This is a genomic window from Rhodococcus sp. 06-418-5, assembly GCF_002258285.1.
Taxonomy (GTDB): Bacteria; Actinomycetota; Actinomycetes; order Mycobacteriales; family Mycobacteriaceae; genus Rhodococcoides.
In genome coordinates this window covers 1-19,013 of record NZ_NOYE01000021.1, presented here as the reverse complement: position 1 = coordinate 19,013, position 19,013 = coordinate 1, and the positions used below count along the sequence as shown (strand labels likewise).

Sequence of the window (19,013 nt, the reverse complement as noted above, 5' to 3'; positions counted from 1 at the left end):
GGCGAAGAGTTCGTTGCGGTCGGTGTCGTCGGCGGGTGGTGTCTTGCCGCCGTAGGTGTCGTGGAGTTTGGTGATCGCTTCGCGGATGCGGCCGGTGCGGGCACCAGGCCCGGTCGCAGCGGTGATCATCGCTTTCCGCGCGATGTCCTGGCCTTTTTGCGGCAGATTCTTCGGTGGGGTTTCGGCGAAGGTGAGGATCAACGCGGCGTGATCGACGGACATGACTCCTGCGTTCACGGCGTCGGCGATGTCGGGGAAGTTCTTCAGTCCGCGGGCGAGGGCGACGATCTTGTTTGCTTTACCCGCCGAGAGCAGCGTGGTGGAGGTGAGCCAGCCGGCGGGGCCGGGGAATCCGAGTTTCTCCCGTGAGACGCGGGTGTCGATGTCAGCGACGAGAGCGATGCGCCGGGCCTCGAGGAGCTGGATCTGGTGGGAGACCGCGGCGGCGTCGGCGAGGAGTTCTGCCTCGCTCAGTTGCCAGATCGCTGTGGTCATGCCATGAAGTGTATCGAACGTGCGTTCGACTGACAACCATTGTTGAATCGAAAACTATTGCGCTACTTGGCTATTCGTGATCGAAAACCTGTCAGTGGTGTGTGATAGGTGCGGCCGCGCGCGTTTCAGGATGATGGTCGCCGTGGCTCAGGTTCCGGTCACGAGCAACGCGTCGAATATCTCGACTTCCCAACCGATGTCGACGGACAGCAGTGCATCAACTTGTACCCATCGGCCGGCCTCCTGCATCGTAAATGGCCGACTCGCCCGTTCGCCATGTCGTCGACGGCGAGACCGATCGTCGCGGGAGCCCTGAGTGGAGATCGAAAGCGAGAGGTCGGCCGCGATGATCGGAGGACTCGCGTTCATGGCCAGACTGCATCCAGATCAGTTGTCGACGTCAGTGGCACGGGATGTCGAGTATTGAGACTTACGCCAATTGGGCGAAATTCAGAACAGACGCCTAGAGCTGTCGGGTCTTTCGCAACCACCACAGTCCTGCGATGGGGAGCACCACCGGGATGAAGACGTATCCGGATCCGAAGTGCGACCACACCGTCGGCTCCGGGAAGTCCTGAGGCTGAATGTAGCTGAGCGTGCCGATGCCGATGACTCCGACGAGTTCGATGATGCAGGAGACCGTCACCACTCGTCGAGACGCTTCTGTTGCTCTGGCCAGTCCTACCGTGGCGACGATGTAGACCACAGCAGCGAACGCCGACAGCAGGTACGCCACCGGTGCGTCGTCGAATCGCGTGGTGAGTTGCACGATCGAGCGTGATGTCGCGGCGACGGCGAACACGGCGTAGACGGCGATGAGGAAGCGCCCGAATCCGGTGCGCGTCGCTTGCTGGAGGTTGTCAGGCATATCCGGCCCAAATCTGGCTCAGGCGCAGCACCATGGCCGCGAGGGTGAGGACGGCAACGAGGAGTACGGCAGTGCCGCCGCGGGAGCGGTCGCCCAGAGACCACCACGTGCCGAGGGGGAGAAGGAACAGCAGTCCGACGAGGTAGGACCCGAATGTCAGCCGGTGTATCTCGCGGTCCGAGGTGAACATCATGACGAACCCGATGACGGCCTGCAGCGCGACGACGGCCTCGGTGGCCGCGATGGTCCAGAACAGTGCGCGATCGGACTTGTTCTTCAGCAGAACCGGTCGGTTCATGACGAGCTTCGCGAGCACCCAGACACCGACGACCAGGGACAACGCATACAACAAGCCGGTGACGGCGCCGATCATCGAGTTCCTCGTCAAGTTCGTGGTGGATGGGTGATGCAGCCTCCACACTATCCGCGTAACGCCACGTCAACACTGTGAGGCCCTCGAAACACGGCGTTGTTCCGGGTGTGACCAATCGGAAATGGATGGGGCTTGTACTTGTTCCACGGCCGCAGAGGATCCGCTCTCTCGCCGGACATGACCTCTCTTCCTCAGGTGGCCATCGGTGTCCACCGCATCTCGAGTAGTTGCCCACTGCATTCAGCCAGTTCCGCGAACCTCAGGAGACACCAGTGTCAGATCTCGACCAGTCCATCGCCGAGAACATCAAGAAGTCCCTCGAAGAGATTCCGCACCCTTCACTTCCCAAGGGCAGCAACATCTACGGCTCCACCAAGATCTTCCCCGATTACAAGGCCGAGAACGGCGAGAGCTACTTCACGCTGGTGCACGGCATCGCGCACGAGTCCTCGGTGTCGTTCGTCGCGGTACTCCAGGCGACCCGCGCTCTGCGCAAGGGCTTCGAGTCGGCCATGTACTTCTACGGTCCCGGTGCCATCAATTGCCTTGCCACTCGCGGCTTTCCCACCACCGGTGACTCCGGGTTCCCGGGCGAGCAGAACATCAACGATTCGCTCGCGACCTTCATCGCCGAGGGTGGCACCGTGTTCTGCTGCCGCTTCGGACTGGCCCTGCACGGCGGTCGCGAAGAGGACCTCATCGAGGGCGTCATCCCGGCCCACCCCCTGGACGTGCAGGACGCGCTGATCCACTACGCGCGCAAGGGTGCCATCATCAACTCGACCTACATGGTCTAGGAGCGCACCGTGTCGGTCAGTACGCGTGTAGATCTGGCGTTGCTCGGTATCCGAGGATCCACGCCGGTCTCGAGAACGGCAGGCGCCGGGCCGAGCGACGACGGGCATGTCACGATCGATGGCCTCGGCGCAGCCATCCCGCGCAATCCGCTCAGTCCATACGTCCTCGAAGAGGGTCGAGTGCTGTTCGACGGCAACGACATCGGGCTCGACGTGCAGGCCGTCGACCGTCCGAAGTTCTACGACCTGGAAACCGCCGACGGTATCGCCTACGAGAAGATCGCGAAGCTGCACGGCTCCAGCGTTCTCGCGACCACCGTGGTGCAGACCTGCATCCGCTACGACGCGGATCAACGCTGCCGTTTCTGCTCCATCGAGGCGTCGCTCGACGCCGGCGACACGATCGCCGTCAAGACCCCGGCGCAGCTCGCCGAGGTGGCCGAGGCTGCGGTGCGGCTCGACGGCGTCACGCAGATGGTCATGACGACGGGCACCTCGGCCGCCAAGGACCGCGGTGCCCGTCACCTTGCTCGATGCGTGCGAGCCATCAAGGCTGTGGTTCCGCAGCTGCCGATCCAGGTGCAGTGCGAACCTCCCGGCGACCTCTCGACAATTCAGGATCTGTACGACGCCGGTGCCGAATCCATCGGCATCCACGTCGAATCCCTCGACGACGACGTTCGACGCCGGTGGATGCCGGGCAAGGCATCGGTCTCGATGGACGAGTACCGCGCTGCGTGGAGAGAAGCGGTTCGTGTCTTCGGACGCAACCAGGTCTCGACGTACATTCTGGTGGGGCTCGGCGAGGATCCGGACGAATTGGTGTCCGGGGCAGCGGAACTCATCGACATGGGTGTCTACCCCTTCGTCGTTCCGTTCCGTCCGCTCGCCGGAACGTTGGCGGTGGACGTGGACCGAGCGAGTGCCCCCGACCGGGACGTCCTCGAAAACGTCACCCGACGCGTCGCCAAGGAACTCCAGGCCGCGGCGATGCTCGGATCCGATCAGAAGGCAGGCTGCGCGGCATGCGGTGCGTGCAGCGTTCTGCAGAACGCGGGAGGCTGACATGTTCGGTGTCGTAGAAGCGGGCGACCTTGCCGGATTGTCCGGTACTGCAACCACTGTCGTCGAGCCGAGGTTCATCATCCAACCGTGCGAAAGCGCAGCGCAGTTGGACGCCTATCGTGCCCTCAGGAGAGCGACCTTCGTTGCCGAGCAGGGCCTGTTCGCCGGCACCGATCACGACGACGTCGACGACGATCCCCGCGCAGTCGTTCTGGTCGCCACCGATCGGGACGGTACGGTGCTCGGCGGAGTGCGGCTGGCACCCTGTACCGCAACGGATCTGGGGTGGTGGGCCGGGAGCCGCCTCGTGGTGTCCGCCGCGGCGCGTACGTCCGGCGTCGGGCCCGCCCTGGTTCGGGCAGCCTGCGCCCATGCGGAGAGTCGAGGCGTACTGCGCTTCGACGCGACGGTGCAGAAGCGCAACGAGCAACTGTTCACCCGCCTCGGGTGGATTCGCCGTGGCGACGTCGAGGTGGCCAACACGCCGCACGTTGCGATGTACTGGCCGATCGACCGCATCGAACGACTCGTCTCGTCGACCAAGGCAATGCTGGCCGGGGTGCTCGCACCTCTGAAGGCGCAGCCACTCGGGCTCGGAGCCAGAGGTTTTCGCGGCGACGACGGCGTTCCGGTACCAGGTAGCGACATGATCGCCGCGTGCGATGCCATCATCCCTTCCATGGTCGATCGTGATCCGGAGTGGGCCGGCTGGTGCGCGGCGCTGGTCAATCTGAACGACCTGTCGGCGATGGGTGCGCGCGCTGTCGGAATGCTCGATTCCGTCGGAGCCCCCACCCAGAGTCGGCTGACCCGCATCATCCGTGGTCTCGCCAATGCCTCTGCGGCATGGCAGGTTCCGGTACTCGGCGGCCACACTCAGGCCGGGGTGCCGTCATCGCTGTCGGTCACCGCACTCGGGCGGACCTCTCGACCGGTGCGTGCCGGCGGCGGCAGCGTCGGCGATCGGTTGACGCTCACCGCAGACATCGAGGGCGAGTGGAGGCGCGGATACCATGGGCAGCAATGGGATTCGTCTTCTCGCCGGAACTCCGACGAATTGACGGAAATGGCGTCGTTCGTTGCCCGCACCGCACCCAAGGCCGCCAAGGACGTCTCGATGGCGGGCCTGGCCGGCACCACCGGAATGCTCGCCGAGGCGAGCGGAACCGGTGCCGTACTCGACATCGCCTCGATACCGAAGCCCGACGCAGCGTCGATGGGTGAATGGATCACGTGTTTTCCAGGGTTCGCGATGATCACCGCGGACCGTCCCGGTGCACCCACTGCACCGTCGGGACCTGCCCTGTCCGCAGTCTGCGGAGAGCTCACCGACATTCCGGGCGTCGCGCTGCGATGGCCCGACGGAATCACCACTCGCGCGGTCACGTCCACCGTGACCGGATTGGGAGAAGCATGACCACCCACCCGAAGCCCGTCACCATTTCTGTCGCCGCAGCCGAGTTCGGTCGCGACATGGAACAGGGTTACGCCACCATCGCCGCGCTGCTCGAGGAATCACGCAACCGCGGCAGCCAATTGCTCGTCCTACCCGAGGCCTGCCTCGGCGGCTACCTGCCGAGCCTCGGTGGCGGCGACGAGACCGAGGAATCGCGACAGCGTCGACTGAAAGCACTGCCTCCGGCCCTCGAACTCGACGGACCCGAGATCAGGCGGGTCATCGACATGGCGGGCGATACCGTCATCACGTTCGGCTTCTGCGAGAAGGACGGCGATACCCGCTACAACGCCGCCGTGACGGTCGACGGCAGCGGCATTCTGGGTTCGTACCGCAAGGTGCATCAGCCGCTGGGTGAAAACCTCTGCTACGACGCGGGAGACAGCTACTCCGCCTTCGACACTCCGATCGGCCGCATGGGCATGCAGATCTGCTACGACAAGGGATTCCCCGAGGCAGCACGGGAACTCGCGCTCGACGGAGCCGAGATCGTCGCGTCCATCTCCGCCTGGCCGACGGCCCGCACCGCAACCGTCGAGAACATGGAAGAGGACCGGTGGAAACAGCGGTTCGACATCTACGACCGAGCCCGCGCTCTCGAGAACCAGATCGTCTGGGTCGCAGCCAATCAGGCAGGCACCTTCGGATCGCTTCGATTCGTCTGCAGCGCGAAGATCGTCGGACCCGGCGGAGAGATCCTCGCCGGAACGGGCGTCGAACCGGGCTTGGCCACGGCCACCGTCGACGTCGCCGCACTCATCGGCGCGGCACGTGGCGGCGGCATGTACAACCTTCGTGATCGCCGCCCGTCCGTGTATCGGACCATCACGAAGGAGCCGATCCATGCCTGAGATGTCGTTCCTCGTCCGATGGCCCGATGGTCGCGAACAGTCTTGCTATTCACCGTCTCTGGTGATGCACGACTATCTGACACCCGGGCAGGAGTACCCGGTGGCGGAGTTCGTACAGCGGACGTCGGAGGCGTTGACGATCGCCAGCGATCGAGTTCTCGCCAAGTTCGGCATGCGGTGCACCTCGGCCGCGCAAAAGATGGAAGAGATCCACGGTGTCAGTACCTCGTACGAGGCCGGTGCCGTTCGCGTACTGAGTATGTCGGGAGCTGAACTGTTGTGACCGGAGAGATCGTCGAGCATCATCGCGTGATCGTCGTCGGCGGCGGACAGGCCGGCCTGTCGATCAGCTGGCATCTGACGCAGCGTGGCATCGAACACGTCGTGTTGGAGCGCGACACGATCGCGCACGAGTGGCAGGACTCGCGCTGGGACAACTTCACTCTCGTCACGCCGAACTGGCAGTGCGCACTCCCCGGATACTCCTACGACGGTGACGATCCCGACGGATTCATGCAGCGCGACGAGGTGTACGCCTTCGTGCGCCGTTACGCCGAGAGCTTCGATGCGCCTGTACGAGAGCATGTTTCTGTCGACCGAGCTCTGCAGGGCCTGGATGGCGGCTTCGACCTGCAGACGTCCGACGGCCCCATGCATGCCGACCAGATCGTCGTCGCCGTCGGTGGCTATCACATCCCCACCATCCCGCGGTTCGCCGAGAAGCTACCGCGTGACATCGTCCAGATCCACTCGTCCGATTACCGAGGATCACACCAGTTCCCGGACGGCGACGTGCTGGTGGTCGGCCCCGGACAGTCCGGTGCTCAGATCGCCGAGGACCTGCACCTCGACGGCCGACGTGTTCATCTGGTGGCCGGCACCGCTCCCCGCGTCGCACGCTTCTATCGCGGCCGCGACTGTGTCGCCTGGTTGCACGACATGGGGGTCTACGATGTCTCCATCGAAGATCAACCCGGTGGCGTCGGCAAACGCGAGAACACCAACCACTACGTCACCGGTCGTGACGGTGGTCGAGACATCGACCTGCGCGCATTCGCCACCGAGGGGATGCACCTCTACGGCCGATTGCTCGGCGTCGAGGGCGGCGTTCTGCAGTTCGCACCCACCCTGGAGGCATCTCTCGATGCCGCGGATCGGGTGGCCGAAAGCATCAAGGACAACATCGACGCCTACATCGAGCGCGAGGGAATCAGCGCCCCCACCGAGGATCGCTACGTGCCGGTGTGGCGGCCGGAGACAGAGACCACCGAACTCGACCTCGCCGCCACCGAGATCAAGGCCGTCGTCTGGTCGGTCGGCTTCCGCACCGACTACCGGTGGCTGAAGGTCGGTACCTTCGACGGTGAGGGGCACCCGACGCACAACCGGGGCGTCACTTCGGTGCCGGGCCTGTACTTCCTCGGCCTGCCGTGGCAGCACACCTGGGGTTCGGGACGCTTCGCCTCGGTGGCCCGGGACGCGCAGTTCCTCGCCGACCAGATCGGTCTCGAGATCAGTGCAGCACAGTCTCGAAGCTCAGTGCAGCCGCAGAGCCAGATGGTCTGAGTCCCGTTGGCTCCTATCAAGATCGGCGCGCTGGCAGCACATTTCGGGAGAGATGTCGACCGGGCCGTACTGAAGATCACCACGATCATCTCCAGTGCGGCTCGAGAAGGCATCGATCTCCTGGTGCTGCCCGACGCGTCCCTCGGGGGCTACATCAACAGCCTGAGCAATCCGGATCCCGCGGAACTGCCGCCCACCCTCGATCCCGACGGTCCGGAATTGGCCGCCATCATCGCCGCGGCCGGAGACATGACGATCTGCATCGGGTACACCGAGCTGTCGAAAGGGTTGCGGTACAACGCTGCCGCCTGTCTGACGGGAGACGGCATTCTGGGTAGTCACCGCAAGGTGCATCAGCCGCTCGGGGAGTCGCTCGCCTACGCGGCCGGTGACCACTTCGAGGCCTTCGATACCCCGGTGGGGCGGATGGGGATGCTGATCGACTACGACAAGACGTTCCCGGAGTCGGCGCGGACGTTGGCGCTCGACGGAGCGAGAATCATTGCGGCGTTGTCGGCGTGGCCCGCCAGCGTCACAGATCGGGCGTCCTCGCTGCCGAACGATCGACAGTCCCGACTGTTCGATCTGTACGACGCAGCCCGAGCGGCCGAGAACCAGGTGGTGCTGGTCTCGTCCAATCAGACCGGGGTGATGGGGTCCCTCCGCTTTCTGGGTCAGGCGAAGATCGTCGGTCCCGGTGGTGACGTACTGGCGCGGACCTGGTCCAAGGGCGGGCTCGCGGTGCACGAGATCGATGTCGACGCCGAGGTCGACCGAGCCCGCCGGGGACTGCATCACCTGGCGGAACGCCGGGTGGATGCCTATCCGAATCTGTTGCAGGAGAAGCCGGGCCAGTGAAGATCAGCCTGTTGACGTACTCGTCCAAGCCGCGCGGCGGAGTGGTGCACACGCTGGCGTTGGCGGAGGCACTGGCGCGCGCCGGTCAGGACGTCTCGGTGTGGTCTCTCGGTCGCGGCGGCGACAGCACGTTCTTCCGTGCCGTCGACCCCGCCGTCGAGATCAGAATGGTCCCGTTCGAGCACCGGGACGAAGAGAACGTCGGAGAACGAATTCTGCGGTCGATAGATGTTCTGCGGCAGGCGTTCACATCGGACGAGTACGACATCGTCCACGCGCAGGACTGCATTTCCGCCAATGCCGTCGGCCGCTGCATCAGGACCATCCATCACCTGGACGAGTTCACCACGCCCGAGCTGGCCGCATGCCACGAACGCGCGATCACTGCGCCGTATGCGCGTATCTGTGTGTCGGCGGCAGTGGCGAGCGATGTTCGCCGCGGATGGGGATTCGAGCCTACGGTCATACCCAACGGCGTCGACGCCGAGAGGTTCACTGCGGCTGCGGAATCGGGTCGATCGCACTGGCGCGAGAAGCTCGGCCGCTACGTGCTCGCAGTCGGGGGTATAGAACCACGCAAGGGCAGTCTCGATCTGCTCGACGCCTTCGCCCGGCTTGCTGCGCACGATCTGCGCCTGGTCTTCGCCGGCGGCGAGACGCTGTTCGACTACCGCGACTACCGTTCCGAGTTCGACCGGCGCGCAGCAGAACTCGGTATCGAGCCGGTGATACTCGGTACCGTCGACGACGACGAGTTGCCGCACCTCGTGGCGCAGGCCGCTGTGCTGCCGTTCTTCTCCACCAAGGAGGGTTTCGGGCTGGCGGCCATGGAGGCTCTCGCGGCGTCGACTCCCGTCGTCGCGCGAGATCTGCCGGTCCTGCGGGAAGTGTTCGGGGACAGTGTTACCTACGCGTCCACGGCAGCGACCATGGCGGCCGAACTGGAACGTGCGCTCGCGACCCCGCAGGACCCGTCACCCGGTCTGACGCTGGCGCGCAGCCTGACATGGGACGAGGCCGCGCGTCGACACCTCGAGTTCTATTCCTCGCTGCGCTGACCGTTGCGCTTGTTGCGCCTGAGTCCGTGGGGCTTGAGCTTGTGGAACCCCTTGACCCGTAGTGAGCGAATCGATTTGAGGTAGAACTCGGAATCGTGACGCAGCTCTTCGGTCATGACTGTGTCGACGAGAGTCGTTCCGGGATTGGCCGAACTGGTCAGGCGCGCAGCGATGTTGACCACCGAGCCGTACAGGTCGCCGTAGCGGGCGAGAACCGGTCCCCAGGCCAACCCGACGCGCAGATCCGGCATGTCTTCCTGCTCGGCGAACGCGTCCTGCAGGTCGAGGGCGATGTGCGCGGCGTCCTCGGGCGTCTGTGCGCTGAACATCACTTCGTCGCCGACGTTCTTGATCACCGAACCACGTCCGCGCGCAATGATATTGGTGGCGAGCGACTCGAACTCCTCGAGCAGTGTCGTCAGTTCGCCGATGTCGAGTCGACGCGTCAGGCTGGTGTAGCCGACCATGTCCGCGAAGCCGACGGCCATGACGGGGCTGTCGGTGGCGTCGTCGGGAGCGGCGATGGACCGGCCCGCTGCTGCGGCCAGATGCCGACGCCAGGTGTAACCCTGGAGCGCTTCGAGGGTGGGCACAGTCTCGGCCGCGATGTCCCTGGCGTTGCGCCGGATGGCGTCGATGTCGTTCTTGTCCTCGTCGTTACTGGTGATGCGCTCGAGGATGTGAGAGTTCACCACGCCCACTTGCCATTCGGCGAGCCTGGACATCGACTGGCCGAGAGTGCGCGCAATCGCGACCTCCATCTCGGGCTTGATGACCTTCTGTTCGGTGAGTCCGGTGATCAGCTTCAGTGCCTCGAGGTCTGCGTCGGTGTAGACGACGGCCTCGGTGTCGGTGTGGATGGGAAAGCCCATGCCGATCCACAGTGCGATGACCCGCTCGAGCGGCAGCCCCGACTTGCTGACGATGTCGGAACGGTTGTACTTCGGCGTGCCCCCCAGGAGATTGCGTTCGATCTCCGCTTGCACCACCGAGTTGATCTGGTTCTCAGGCATATCCCAACGTTCTGTCGAAATAGGAACGGACATCGTCGACGTACGAGTCGATCTTCTCGGGCTCCCAGTCCGTGGTGGGAATGGGCTCGCCGACGGTGACCTTGACGGTACCGGAATGGACGGTGAAATCCTTTTTCCACATCACGTCGCCCGCATTGTGGATGACGATCGGAACGATGGGCACTCCGGCCTGCATCGCCAGGTGAAATCCGCCCTTCTTGAATCGGCCGAGACGCGACGTCGGCATCCGCGTGCCCTCGGGCGCGATGGCGACCGAGATGCCACTGTGCAGCTTCTCGATGGCCGGGCGCATCGCCTCGCGGGCCTGAGCGGGATCGCCGCGGTCGACGTAGGCGACGTCGAAGATCCTGCCCAGCAATGCGAATCGTGGGTCGCGTTCGAGTTCTCGCTTGGCGACCGCGGTGATGTCGCGTCGGAGAATGGAGGTGACGATGATCGAGTCGGCGGTGCTCTGGTGGTTGAACATGAAGACCGCCGGGCGTGCCGACCACGCGTTCTCGGTGCCGGTCACGTCGAGCTTGACGCCGGCGATGGTCAACGCGATGTCCGGCGCGATGGTGCTGGTGATGTTCGCTCCGTTGCGGCGGCTGCGCGTCAGCAGTCCCAGTCCCAGTCCGATCGATGCGCTGGCCAGCACCGAACCGAGAGCGGCGGTGCTGCGTACGGCCGAGGTGAGGTCGGTGCCGCGTTTGGGGCTCTCCAGCGTCAGCGACGGCCAGTTCTTCTTTGCCGCGTACCGCTGTAGTTCCGGGTCCGGATTGAGTGCGACGGGTCGCCCGACGGCCTCGAGCAGCGGCACGTCCTCGCCGCCGTTGGAGTAGGCGAAGCAGCCGGCCAGTGCGATGCCCTCCCGCTCGGCGTAGTCGATCGCGGCCTGTGCCTTGCGCGGACCCCACAACGAATCGCCGACCAGTTCGCCGGTGAGTATCCCGTCGGTGACCACCGGAGTGGTGCAGAGCAGAGTCTCGAACATCATGTCCTGCTGCACGGGCAGAGCCTGATACGGCGTGGCCGAGGTGGCCATCACCAATCGGTGCCCGGCATGGCGATGAGCTTCGACGAGCGCGCGGGCCTGTGGGTAGATCATCGGCGCGATCTCGTTGCGGAACAGCGTGTACGCCTGCTCCATCAGGTCTTCTTCCCGACGGCCCTCGAGGCCGCGGACTGCCTTGCCCATCAGGTTGTCGACCGGAGAGTTACGCATCCGCATCTCGACGACGGCGCTCGATATCTCCCACAGTTCCTTGACCGTCACGTCCAGGGTCTTGAGTCGTTCGAGAAACACTGCGCGGGCCGAGAACCCGTTGATCAGAGTGCCGTCGAGATCGAAGAATGCCACGGTGTCTCGGCCGGGTGGAGCGGCGGCGATCGCGATGAGTCGATCGTCGAATTCGGTCATGAATTGTTCTCCTCGGGGGCCGAGATCGGATCCACCTCGCGCAGCATGCGGTGCGCCATGTCGCGGATCGTGCGCACCTTGCGTGCCCACTCGTCGATCTCGAGCGCGAATGCCCTGCGGCGGCGGGCGATACCGTCTGCGCTCGAATCGACCAGGTCGCGATTCTCCGCCAATTGCAGTGCCGTGTCGAACAATTCGCCGGAGATCGACTCGCTGTGATCGAGCTGCTGACGAAGCCGTCTGGCCTGAGCAGCGCCGAGGCATTCGGTGATGAACTTCGGCTTGTCGAACTCACCGCTCTGGGGCAGCAACATCAGCTGATCGGCAACCACCTGGTAGGCCTCGAAGATCGGCTGCAACACGCGGTGCGCCAGATGCAGATCCTGCGACTGAAGTTGTCGCGCAGCGTAATCGGGGTCGCTGATGTGGGTGCGCCAGTCCGGATCGATGAGATCGACCTCGGATTCGAGCCGTTCGCCGAAGTCCTTCTTGTCGCCGAAGAAGAACTCGAACTTGAGCAGATCGCGCAACTGCAGTGCCGACTGCCACAGAGATTCCTGGGTCAACGGCGTCGAATCGCCGCTGGTCGGGAGCACCACCAACTCGCCGATGGCGCGCATGACGAAGAAGTGGATCGCGTTGTTGCGGAAGAACGCTGCCACCAGGTGCTTGTCCTGGGCCAGGTAGAACAGCGGCTCGGGGCCGTCGTCGAAACGCTTGACGACGTTGGCGTTGACCTGTGCGATGACGGCCGAGCGCACGACATCGACGTCGGCGATGTCCACGCCGCCCGCGGTGGGCAGGTTGCGGCGTTTGATGTAGCGCGCGAGCGGGGCGATGATCGCCCACATCTCGTTGACGTTGAGAGCGCGATCCTCGATGCCGAGCAGGGCCATGGTGACCAACGCCGCCGGCGTCACCGGAGTCGCGTCGTTGATCGCGTGGGAGACGCCGAGCGCGATCTTCTGCACCGCCACCCGCTTGTCGGGATTGTCGGCGACGATCGACGCCACCGACATCGGCTCGCCGAAGTTCAGGTACACGTTGCCGCGCAACGTGCCCTGCGCCCGGATGTAGCCGATGGCCATGCGAATGCCCTCGGCCTGCTTCTTCGCTCCGTGCGACTCCTCGGCCATCGCACCGACCTCGTGGAGGCGGTCGTAGGTGATCGACGTCGGAACCAGGTAGACGTCCTCGGCATCGCTGGTCTCGAGTGCGTCGACCAGATAGGTCAACAACCCGAACCGCGGCGGGCGGAGCTTTCCGGTGCGGCTGCGGCCGCCTTCGATGTACCACTCGAGGTTGAACCGCTTGCTCAGCAGGAAGCTCATGTACTGGCGCAGCGTCCACTTGTAGATCGCGTCCGAGAATTTCCGCTGGATGAGCACCACGCCACTGCGTTTGGCGATCGGACCCAGCGGCCAGAAGCCGACGTTGATGCCGCCCATGACGTGGTTGAGCGGCAGACCTTCGGCCAGCAGCGCCGGACGCAGCACGAGCGGGTCGAGATAGGAACGGTGGTTGGGAAGGAACACCAGCGGATAGTTCTTGTTGAGCTCGCGCACCTTCTGCAGTTGATCGCGGTCCACGTCCACCTTGTACGCCCGCGAGAAGTACGCCCCGAGGGTTCCCCACATCTCGACTGCACGACGGGTCTCGGTTGCCACCATCTCGCCCAGGATGTCCTGGACGCGCTTGTCGACGGCCTCGCGATCCTGGCCGACCTCTTCCGCGAGCTCGGTGATCCCGTCGCGGAACTTCTTCTGCTCCGTCATGTCCTCGACGACGAAGCGCGGGATCTTGTACTCGGAGCCGATGACGCCGCGCTCGGCCTTGTCCAATGCCAGACTGGCCTGACGCAGAATGAACGACGACAGGGACGTGCCGCCACCGCGTTCGAACCGCTCTCGCAGGTCACTGAGTGTCGCGGGTTCCCCGACCAGCACCGCGGAGTGGTCGGGGTCGTCGCCTGCCACCCATCGCTGCCATACCTGGGTGGGCTTGGACCGACCACGGGGTGCGAAGATGCGGTGCAGAATGCCGTTCTTGCGATCGGACAACGTGACCCGCAGCGGGATGAGCAGCGGATCGTCGGCGTACCCGCGAACACTGTCCGACAGTGACGTTCTCGCCTCACCCGAGAGCACAACCGAGGGCGGACGGGGCTCGCCGTCCGGTGTGGTGGCGTCGATCCACTGATTCAGAGCCTGCACCTCGAGGGTGGATTTGGCGTCGAGCAAATACACGTGCGGACCGTCGCTGAGCGACTGTTCGTCCGCGTCGAGGTGGTACATCGAGACTCCTGTTCCGCACCTCCGCAAGAAGGCACGCCGCCAGGCTACGCGGCAGAAACCGCGCGCGAGGGTGGTTCGGCGAGGGTGGTTCCCGGACGCCGATCTCCCCGAGAGTCGGGCAGCTACCGGCCGGTACTCGGTGAGGGTCGACGACACCTGGAGTGGGCTCGGGCGGCGCGCGCGACGGCTGTCGTATAGGGTCGGAGTCATCGACCTTCTCGGTCACCCTCAATCTAAGTGTTAATCCAAGTAACAGTTACTTGTGGTTACAGTTACTTGGATTAACAGACAAATTGGCTCTCGATGCGTCGATCCGACGCGCTCTGCGCTGCCCGGCCGCATCTCACCTGCATCTGTGCGACAGTATTCGCAAACACTTTCGAGAAAGGTCGGTAGTCGAATGCCACCCCGTGGGCGCGCCGTGAACGATTCGTTGACCCCCGAGAATCTGACGACACTGGCGGCGGCGCTGGCCGAGGGGCGTCGTGCCACCGTCTATCTCCGTGAACCGAATCCGAGCCTCGGGTTGCCCGACGGCACCTCGGCGAAGGTCGTGTCGATCGACGGCAACACGGTCACGATCAGCCCGAAGGGCGTCAACGACGAATTGCCCTACGAAGCCGAGGAACTGCGCATCACCCGCAACGCGGCAACTCCGCCTGCGCCGGCCAAGCGCGTACCTGCCAAGAAGACCTCGGCGGCTCCGCCGGTGAGAAGAGCCGAGCCGCAACCCGCGCCCGCGGCGGTAGCGCCCAAGGCAGAACCGGTACAGCCCAAGGCGGTGGAACAACCGAAGACTGCGTCACCGCAGAGTTCTTCTCCCCGTCGAGTCAAGAGGGCACCGGGCGGAATCAGCGTCACCATTCATGCCGGCGCCGACAACGATTGGTCGGTCACGGTGACCCAGGGTGCGAAGCGGCCCACCAAAGCGCAACCGGTGAGCCCGGAGTCGGTGAGCCGCGCTGTTCGGGAGTTGGGCGATCCCACGGCACGCGACGCAGTCGAGGCAGTCATCTCCCACGCGCGCGAGGAGGCCGCACGGCGCGTTGCAGAACTGAGCCGGCAACTCGAAGAGGCGCGCACGACGCTTGCCGCCCTCGAGCAGGACGTATGAACGACTCACTCGTGTTCGTACACCTGTTGTTGCTAGGGTTCTGCCGACACCGCTGAGAGGGAGTACATGTTCAAGAAATTCATGCTCGTCGTCGTGGGGGCGGCTGCAATCGTAGCCAGCGTCGGCGTGGGGACCGCATCCGCGGCCGCTCCAGCTGCTCTCGGCGGCGGCTCGGGAATCATCGTCGGAGGCCAGGCCGAGTGCACGCTGACGACGATCGGAAACGACCGCAACGGAAACCTGGTCGGCTTCACCGCCGGCCACTGCGGCCAGGCGGGTGCCTCCATCGTTCCCGAATACGACACCTCCCTCGGCGAGGTCGGCCGCATCGCGTTCTCGAACCCGGAATACGACTACGCCCTCATCGAATTCCAGCGTGACAAGGTCGCACCGATCAACCGCGTCGGCAATGTGACCATCTCTCAGGTCGGCCCGCCGACGGCGTTCCCGAACATCGTCTGCAAGGAAGGCCGTACCACCGGCAACACCTGCGGACTCGCGTACGGCGACATTCTGCAGTCGCAGGAGACCTGGGCTCAGCTGTGCGTCGTCGAAGGTGACTCGGGCAGCCCGGTCGTCGTCGGCAACACCCTCGTCGGCATGGTCAACGCCTACCTCGGCGTGGCGTGCTTCGGACCCGAGGTCGGCACCAACTTCGACGCGATCCTTCGCAACGTCGATCAGGGCAACGGACTCGGCGCAGGATTCGTCCCGGCTCCCTAGCTCCACCTGGTTTCGACCGAAGGCCCCGTTCGCGCGATGTGTTGCGCGAACGGGGCCTTCGCCGTTCGCGGGGTAGGTGAGGCTCTCAGCGGGCGCGGGCCGACGAGTCGGACGACCGAATGTCGGCGACGATGCGTTCGGCGTCGTCCGGCGCGATTCCCAGCAGTACCAGGCTCGACGTCGTCGTCGCTCCCGCCGGGTCGCCGATCGCACCGGCGTTGGTGGCATCGAGGATCGACAGTGCGATCGCCTCGATGTTGAGGATCAGTACTTCTGCGGCGAGATACGAGGAGAACACACCCTCGCGCTGGCCGCGCCGGATGACGGCGGCGGCCGATTCTCGCATCGGTCCGAGGAGATCGTGAATACTGTTGTGTCCCAGATCTGTTCGTGCAACGGCGAGTAGCAGTCGGTACTGATCGCCGACGCGTGTCAGAGCGAGTGTCTGCCGGACGAACACCGTGACGGCCGATTCGTCCGCGGCCGGAACCCGGCCGAGTGCGGCCGAGATGCTGTCCGCTGCCTCCAGGGCGATACCGTCGATCAGAGCTTCGCGAGAGGCGAAGTGGGCGTACACGGTTCGCCGGACTACTCCTGCAGCAGCGGCGACATCGTTGATGGTCGCATCGGGATTGTCTGCCAGGACCCCTTGCGCAACGTGCAGAATTCGCGCTCGGTTGGACCGGGCGTCACGGCGTTGCACGGGCGGCGCTGCTGCGTCCCGTGCAATCGAACTCGACTCCGTCGTCTTGTGCACAGGACAACATCTAGCACGATCGCGGGCGGCCAGTGTGGCTGCCGCCACAAAAGATTGCCGATCCTAGCCGATGCTTCCTAAGCTGCACAGCACTGTGCAAGGTGTGTCTCGCACTTTGCCAACGGGGGGGAACACACGATGACACTGCTTGCGATGACGCCTGTCCAAGACATGCACAAGCCGTACCCGCGACGCTGGTCGGCGCTGGTGGTGCTGTGCCTGAGCCTGCTGATCGTGGTCATGGCCAACACGTCACTGCTGGTCGCCGCACCGGCGATGACACTCGACCTGAGCCTGACGAGCAGCGACCTGCAGTGGGTGATCGACGGCTACACCGTCCCCTACGCGTCGTTGATGTTGCTGTGCGGTGTGATCGGAGATCGCTACAGCCGCCGTGGCGCTCTGATCATCGGCCTCATCATCTTCGTCGCCGGTTCGGTGGCCGGGGCGCTCACCGATGCCACCCTCGGGGTGATCCTGGCCCGCATCGTCATGGGTGTGGCCGCTGCCATCGTCATGCCCGCCACACTGTCGTTGCTGGTGGCGACCTTCCCGAAGCGGGAGCGCGCCACCGCGGTCACCGTGTGGGCGGCCACCTCCGGACTCGCGATCGCGGCAGGGCCGCTGTTGGCGGGCTGGCTTCTCGAGAGCTACACCTGGCATTCGACGTTCCTGATCAATGTTCCGATCGCGTTGGCCGCCATCGTCGGGGCCGTCGTACTGGTCCCGCCGTCACGGGCCGTCGACCCGGGTGCGATCGACTGGATCGGTGGTCTGCTGTCGGTGCTGGCCGTATCGACCATCGTGTACGCCATCATCGAGGGGATGCACTTCGGCTGGACGGTCGGGCCGTTGTACTTCGCGCTCGTCGGGCTGCTGTCGGTCCTGGGCTTCGTGGGATGGGAACTGCGCCATCCCAATCCGTTGCTCGACGTCCGAATGTTCTCGTCCCGCGTCCTCAGCGGAGCCACCCTGGCGGTGCTGATCTTCTTCCTCGTCACCTTCGGTGCCATCTACTTCGTCGCGCAATACCTCCAGTTCGCACTCGGTTTCGGTCCGGTGTCCACCGGCATTCACCTCCTGCCTTTGGCCGGCGCAGTCTTCGTCGGATCCGGAATCACGATGTGGCTCACGCCGAAACTGGGACCCCGCATCACCGTCACCGCAGGCATGGTCGTGGGAACGCTGTCGGTCGTCTCGCTCATCGGGATCGACGCGACGGCGACGTACTCCGACTTCCTTCCCGTACTGACGCTGCTCGGTCTCGCAATCGGCCTGTCCGTCTCGCCCTGCACCGACTCCATCATGGGCGAGTTCCCGGACAGCAAGCTCGGGGTCGGCGGCGGCCTCAACGACACCGCCCTCGAACTCGGCGGATCGCTCGGCATCGCTGTGCTCGGATCGGTGCTCGCCGCGTCCTACCGTCAGGGAATCGAAGGGTTTCTGCAGACCTTCCCCGGCAAGCAACCGAACGGACAGTACACCGGGCAGGCGGCGGAAGGGCTTGCCGCGTCTCAGGATTCGCTGGCCGGTGCGGTGATCGTCTCCGACGTCATCCGCGACCAGAATGCATTCCTCAGCGGGTTCGCCGACAATCTCGAAGCCAATGCCGTCGCGGCGTTCGGTGACGCAGTGGTGCACACGAGTGTCGTTGCCGCCGTGATGTTCGGCGTCGGCACCGTAATCGTGGCGCTGCTCATCCCGGCCAAGACTGCGACGGCGTCGTCGGAGAAGATCGCGTTCGAGCCGATCGTCCCCTTCGTCGCACCGCCGGCCAAGGATCCGGCAGCAGATCGAGAGGTCGCCGAGCTCGAACAACTCCTCGAGCGGCCGTCGGCCGAGCCCCATAAATCCGGTGCACGACACGCATTGCGAATCGCCGAGGAGACCGCACCGCCGGCTGCACGCATCGTGGCCGAGCCGGCTCTGGTGGACGCCGAACTCGAGCGTCCCAGCATCTATCAGCTGGCCTCGAAGGTGTACGAACTCGACGCCTCCGTCGCCCGGCAGGCCACAGTGGACAGCAAGTCCGGTGACCGCGTGACGATCCACCAGCTCGCCCTGTCCAACCTGGCGCGCACCCGACGCGTCGAGGCCGAGGAAGCTCTCGACGCCGCGCTCGAATTGAGCGACCTTCCGGTTGCACCCGCACCGGAGCCGGTCGAACCGACCTCGCCGCTGCAGACCTTCTACCAACGGGCCAGCAGACAACAAGCGAACTGCACCGCATTCAAGGAACGCTCGAGCTCCATGTGGGCAATGCCGCTGTAGTTCCGCCCTATCCCACCCGTCCCCACCCGCCGCC

19 protein-coding genes are annotated in these 19,013 nt (G+C 64.8%); 11 read left to right on the top strand and 8 right to left on the bottom strand.

Annotation, left to right across the window (positions count from 1 at the left end; all coding sequences use genetic code 11):
• From CH274_RS17995 to CH274_RS17985, 4 genes are all read right to left on the bottom strand, one after another.
• Positions 1–495 (bottom strand): DUF222 domain-containing protein (locus CH274_RS17995; RefSeq protein ID WP_143546609.1); only part of this gene is annotated, 495 nt, incomplete at its 3' end.
• A 147-nt stretch (positions 496–642) separates the two neighbouring features.
• Positions 643–864, bottom strand: coding sequence for a hypothetical protein (locus tag CH274_RS28915; protein ID WP_143546608.1), 222 nt, complete (start codon positions 862–864; stop codon positions 643–645).
• Between the two features lie 94 nt (positions 865–958).
• The gene (locus CH274_RS17990) at positions 959–1,363 is read right to left on the bottom strand and encodes a hypothetical protein (protein ID WP_032396780.1); all 405 of its coding nucleotides are present in this window, start codon (positions 1,361–1,363) and stop codon (positions 959–961) included.
• A complete protein-coding gene (locus tag CH274_RS17985) occupies positions 1,356–1,736 on the bottom strand; it encodes a hypothetical protein (RefSeq protein WP_045197472.1) in 381 nt (126 codons plus the stop codon). Before CH274_RS17985 ends, CH274_RS17990 begins: the two co-directional genes overlap by 8 nt.
• 272 nt (positions 1,737–2,008) lie before the next feature.
• Here CH274_RS17985 and CH274_RS17980 point away from each other — a divergent pair, with 272 nt between their 5' ends.
• From CH274_RS17980 to CH274_RS17945, 8 genes are read left to right on the top strand one after another with little or no spacing between them, the layout of a single operon-like run.
• Positions 2,009–2,533, top strand: a complete 525-nt coding sequence (locus CH274_RS17980) for an MSMEG_0572/Sll0783 family nitrogen starvation response protein (RefSeq protein WP_027495238.1) — start codon at positions 2,009–2,011, stop codon at positions 2,531–2,533.
• 9 nt (positions 2,534–2,542) lie between these two features.
• Positions 2,543–3,598 (top strand): MSMEG_0568 family radical SAM protein, encoded by a 1,056-nt coding sequence (locus CH274_RS17975; protein WP_094646129.1) that lies wholly within the window; start codon positions 2,543–2,545, stop codon positions 3,596–3,598.
• A 1-nt stretch (position 3,599) separates the two neighbouring features.
• Positions 3,600–5,015, top strand: coding sequence for an MSMEG_0567/sll0787 family protein (locus tag CH274_RS17970; protein WP_094658391.1), 1,416 nt, complete (start codon positions 3,600–3,602; stop codon positions 5,013–5,015).
• Positions 5,012–5,905: a carbon-nitrogen hydrolase family protein gene (locus CH274_RS17965; protein WP_094629172.1), complete on the top strand. Its 894-nt coding sequence runs from the start codon at positions 5,012–5,014 to the stop codon at positions 5,903–5,905. The genes CH274_RS17970 and CH274_RS17965 overlap by 4 nt, the downstream gene beginning before the upstream one ends.
• Positions 5,898–6,188 carry an MSMEG_0570 family nitrogen starvation response protein gene (locus CH274_RS17960; protein ID WP_094658389.1) on the top strand — a complete coding sequence of 97 codons (291 nt, stop codon included), beginning with the start codon at positions 5,898–5,900 and terminating at the stop codon, positions 6,186–6,188. Before CH274_RS17965 ends, CH274_RS17960 begins: the two co-directional genes overlap by 8 nt.
• An 8-nt stretch (positions 6,189–6,196) precedes the next feature.
• Positions 6,197–7,471, top strand: coding sequence for an MSMEG_0569 family flavin-dependent oxidoreductase (locus CH274_RS17955; RefSeq protein ID WP_094658390.1), 1,275 nt, complete (start codon positions 6,197–6,199; stop codon positions 7,469–7,471).
• Between the two features lie 6 nt (positions 7,472–7,477).
• Entirely contained in the window at positions 7,478–8,329 is an 852-nt protein-coding gene (locus tag CH274_RS17950; RefSeq protein ID WP_032396775.1) for a carbon-nitrogen hydrolase family protein, read from the top strand.
• Complete coding sequence (locus CH274_RS17945; RefSeq protein WP_094658388.1) at positions 8,326–9,387, top strand: MSMEG_0565 family glycosyltransferase; 1,062 nt, start codon at positions 8,326–8,328, stop codon at positions 9,385–9,387. The genes CH274_RS17950 and CH274_RS17945 overlap by 4 nt, the downstream gene beginning before the upstream one ends.
• Here CH274_RS17945 and CH274_RS17940 read toward each other — a convergent pair.
• From CH274_RS17940 to CH274_RS17930, 3 genes are read right to left on the bottom strand one after another with little or no spacing between them, the layout of a single operon-like run.
• A complete protein-coding gene (locus CH274_RS17940) occupies positions 9,369–10,400 on the bottom strand; it encodes an adenylate/guanylate cyclase domain-containing protein (protein WP_032396773.1) in 1,032 nt (343 codons plus the stop codon). The genes CH274_RS17945 and CH274_RS17940 overlap by 19 nt on opposite strands.
• A complete protein-coding gene (locus CH274_RS17935) occupies positions 10,393–11,820 on the bottom strand; it encodes an HAD-IB family hydrolase (RefSeq protein ID WP_094658387.1) in 1,428 nt (475 codons plus the stop codon). The genes CH274_RS17940 and CH274_RS17935 overlap by 8 nt, the downstream gene beginning before the upstream one ends.
• Positions 11,817–14,114, bottom strand: coding sequence for a glycerol-3-phosphate 1-O-acyltransferase (locus tag CH274_RS17930; RefSeq protein WP_045197464.1), 2,298 nt, complete (start codon positions 14,112–14,114; stop codon positions 11,817–11,819). Before CH274_RS17930 ends, CH274_RS17935 begins: the two co-directional genes overlap by 4 nt.
• A gap of 400 nt (positions 14,115–14,514) precedes the next feature.
• Between CH274_RS17930 and CH274_RS17925 the strand changes: the two genes are divergently transcribed.
• Entirely contained in the window at positions 14,515–15,228 is a 714-nt protein-coding gene (locus CH274_RS17925) for a DUF6319 family protein (RefSeq protein WP_094658386.1), read from the top strand.
• 66 nt (positions 15,229–15,294) lie between these two features.
• A complete protein-coding gene (locus CH274_RS17920) occupies positions 15,295–15,951 on the top strand; it encodes a hypothetical protein (RefSeq protein ID WP_032396769.1) in 657 nt (218 codons plus the stop codon).
• An 85-nt stretch (positions 15,952–16,036) separates the two neighbouring features.
• Here CH274_RS17920 and CH274_RS17915 read toward each other — a convergent pair whose 3' ends face one another.
• A complete protein-coding gene (locus CH274_RS17915) occupies positions 16,037–16,708 on the bottom strand; it encodes a TetR/AcrR family transcriptional regulator (RefSeq protein WP_179275799.1) in 672 nt (223 codons plus the stop codon).
• A 138-nt stretch (positions 16,709–16,846) separates the two neighbouring features.
• Here CH274_RS17915 and CH274_RS17910 point away from each other — a divergent pair, with 138 nt between their 5' ends.
• Positions 16,847–18,979, top strand: a complete 2,133-nt coding sequence (locus CH274_RS17910; RefSeq protein WP_094658384.1) for an MFS transporter — start codon at positions 16,847–16,849, stop codon at positions 18,977–18,979.
• The last annotated feature ends 34 nt before the right edge of the window (positions 18,980–19,013 follow it).

Coding starts and splice junctions, on each gene's coding strand:
- CH274_RS17990 (WP_032396780.1), bottom strand. CDS start 1,363: ATGCCTGACAACCTCCAGCAAGCGACGCGCACCGGATTCGGGCGCTTC.
- CH274_RS17965 (WP_094629172.1), top strand. CDS start 5,012: ATGACCACCCACCCGAAGCCCGTCACCATTTCTGTCGCCGCAGCCGAG.
- CH274_RS17920 (WP_032396769.1), top strand. CDS start 15,295: ATGTTCAAGAAATTCATGCTCGTCGTCGTGGGGGCGGCTGCAATCGTA.
- CH274_RS17930 (WP_045197464.1), bottom strand. CDS start 14,114: ATGTACCACCTCGACGCGGACGAACAGTCGCTCAGCGACGGTCCGCAC.
- CH274_RS17985 (WP_045197472.1), bottom strand. CDS start 1,736: ATGATCGGCGCCGTCACCGGCTTGTTGTATGCGTTGTCCCTGGTCGTC.
- CH274_RS17960 (WP_094658389.1), top strand. CDS start 5,898: ATGCCTGAGATGTCGTTCCTCGTCCGATGGCCCGATGGTCGCGAACAG.
- CH274_RS28915 (WP_143546608.1), bottom strand. CDS start 864: ATGAACGCGAGTCCTCCGATCATCGCGGCCGACCTCTCGCTTTCGATC.
- CH274_RS17940 (WP_032396773.1), bottom strand. CDS start 10,400: ATGCCTGAGAACCAGATCAACTCGGTGGTGCAAGCGGAGATCGAACGC.
- CH274_RS17935 (WP_094658387.1), bottom strand. CDS start 11,820: ATGACCGAATTCGACGATCGACTCATCGCGATCGCCGCCGCTCCACCC.
- CH274_RS17970 (WP_094658391.1), top strand. CDS start 3,600: ATGTTCGGTGTCGTAGAAGCGGGCGACCTTGCCGGATTGTCCGGTACT.
- CH274_RS17910 (WP_094658384.1), top strand. CDS start 16,847: ATGACACTGCTTGCGATGACGCCTGTCCAAGACATGCACAAGCCGTAC.
- CH274_RS17925 (WP_094658386.1), top strand. CDS start 14,515: ATGCCACCCCGTGGGCGCGCCGTGAACGATTCGTTGACCCCCGAGAAT.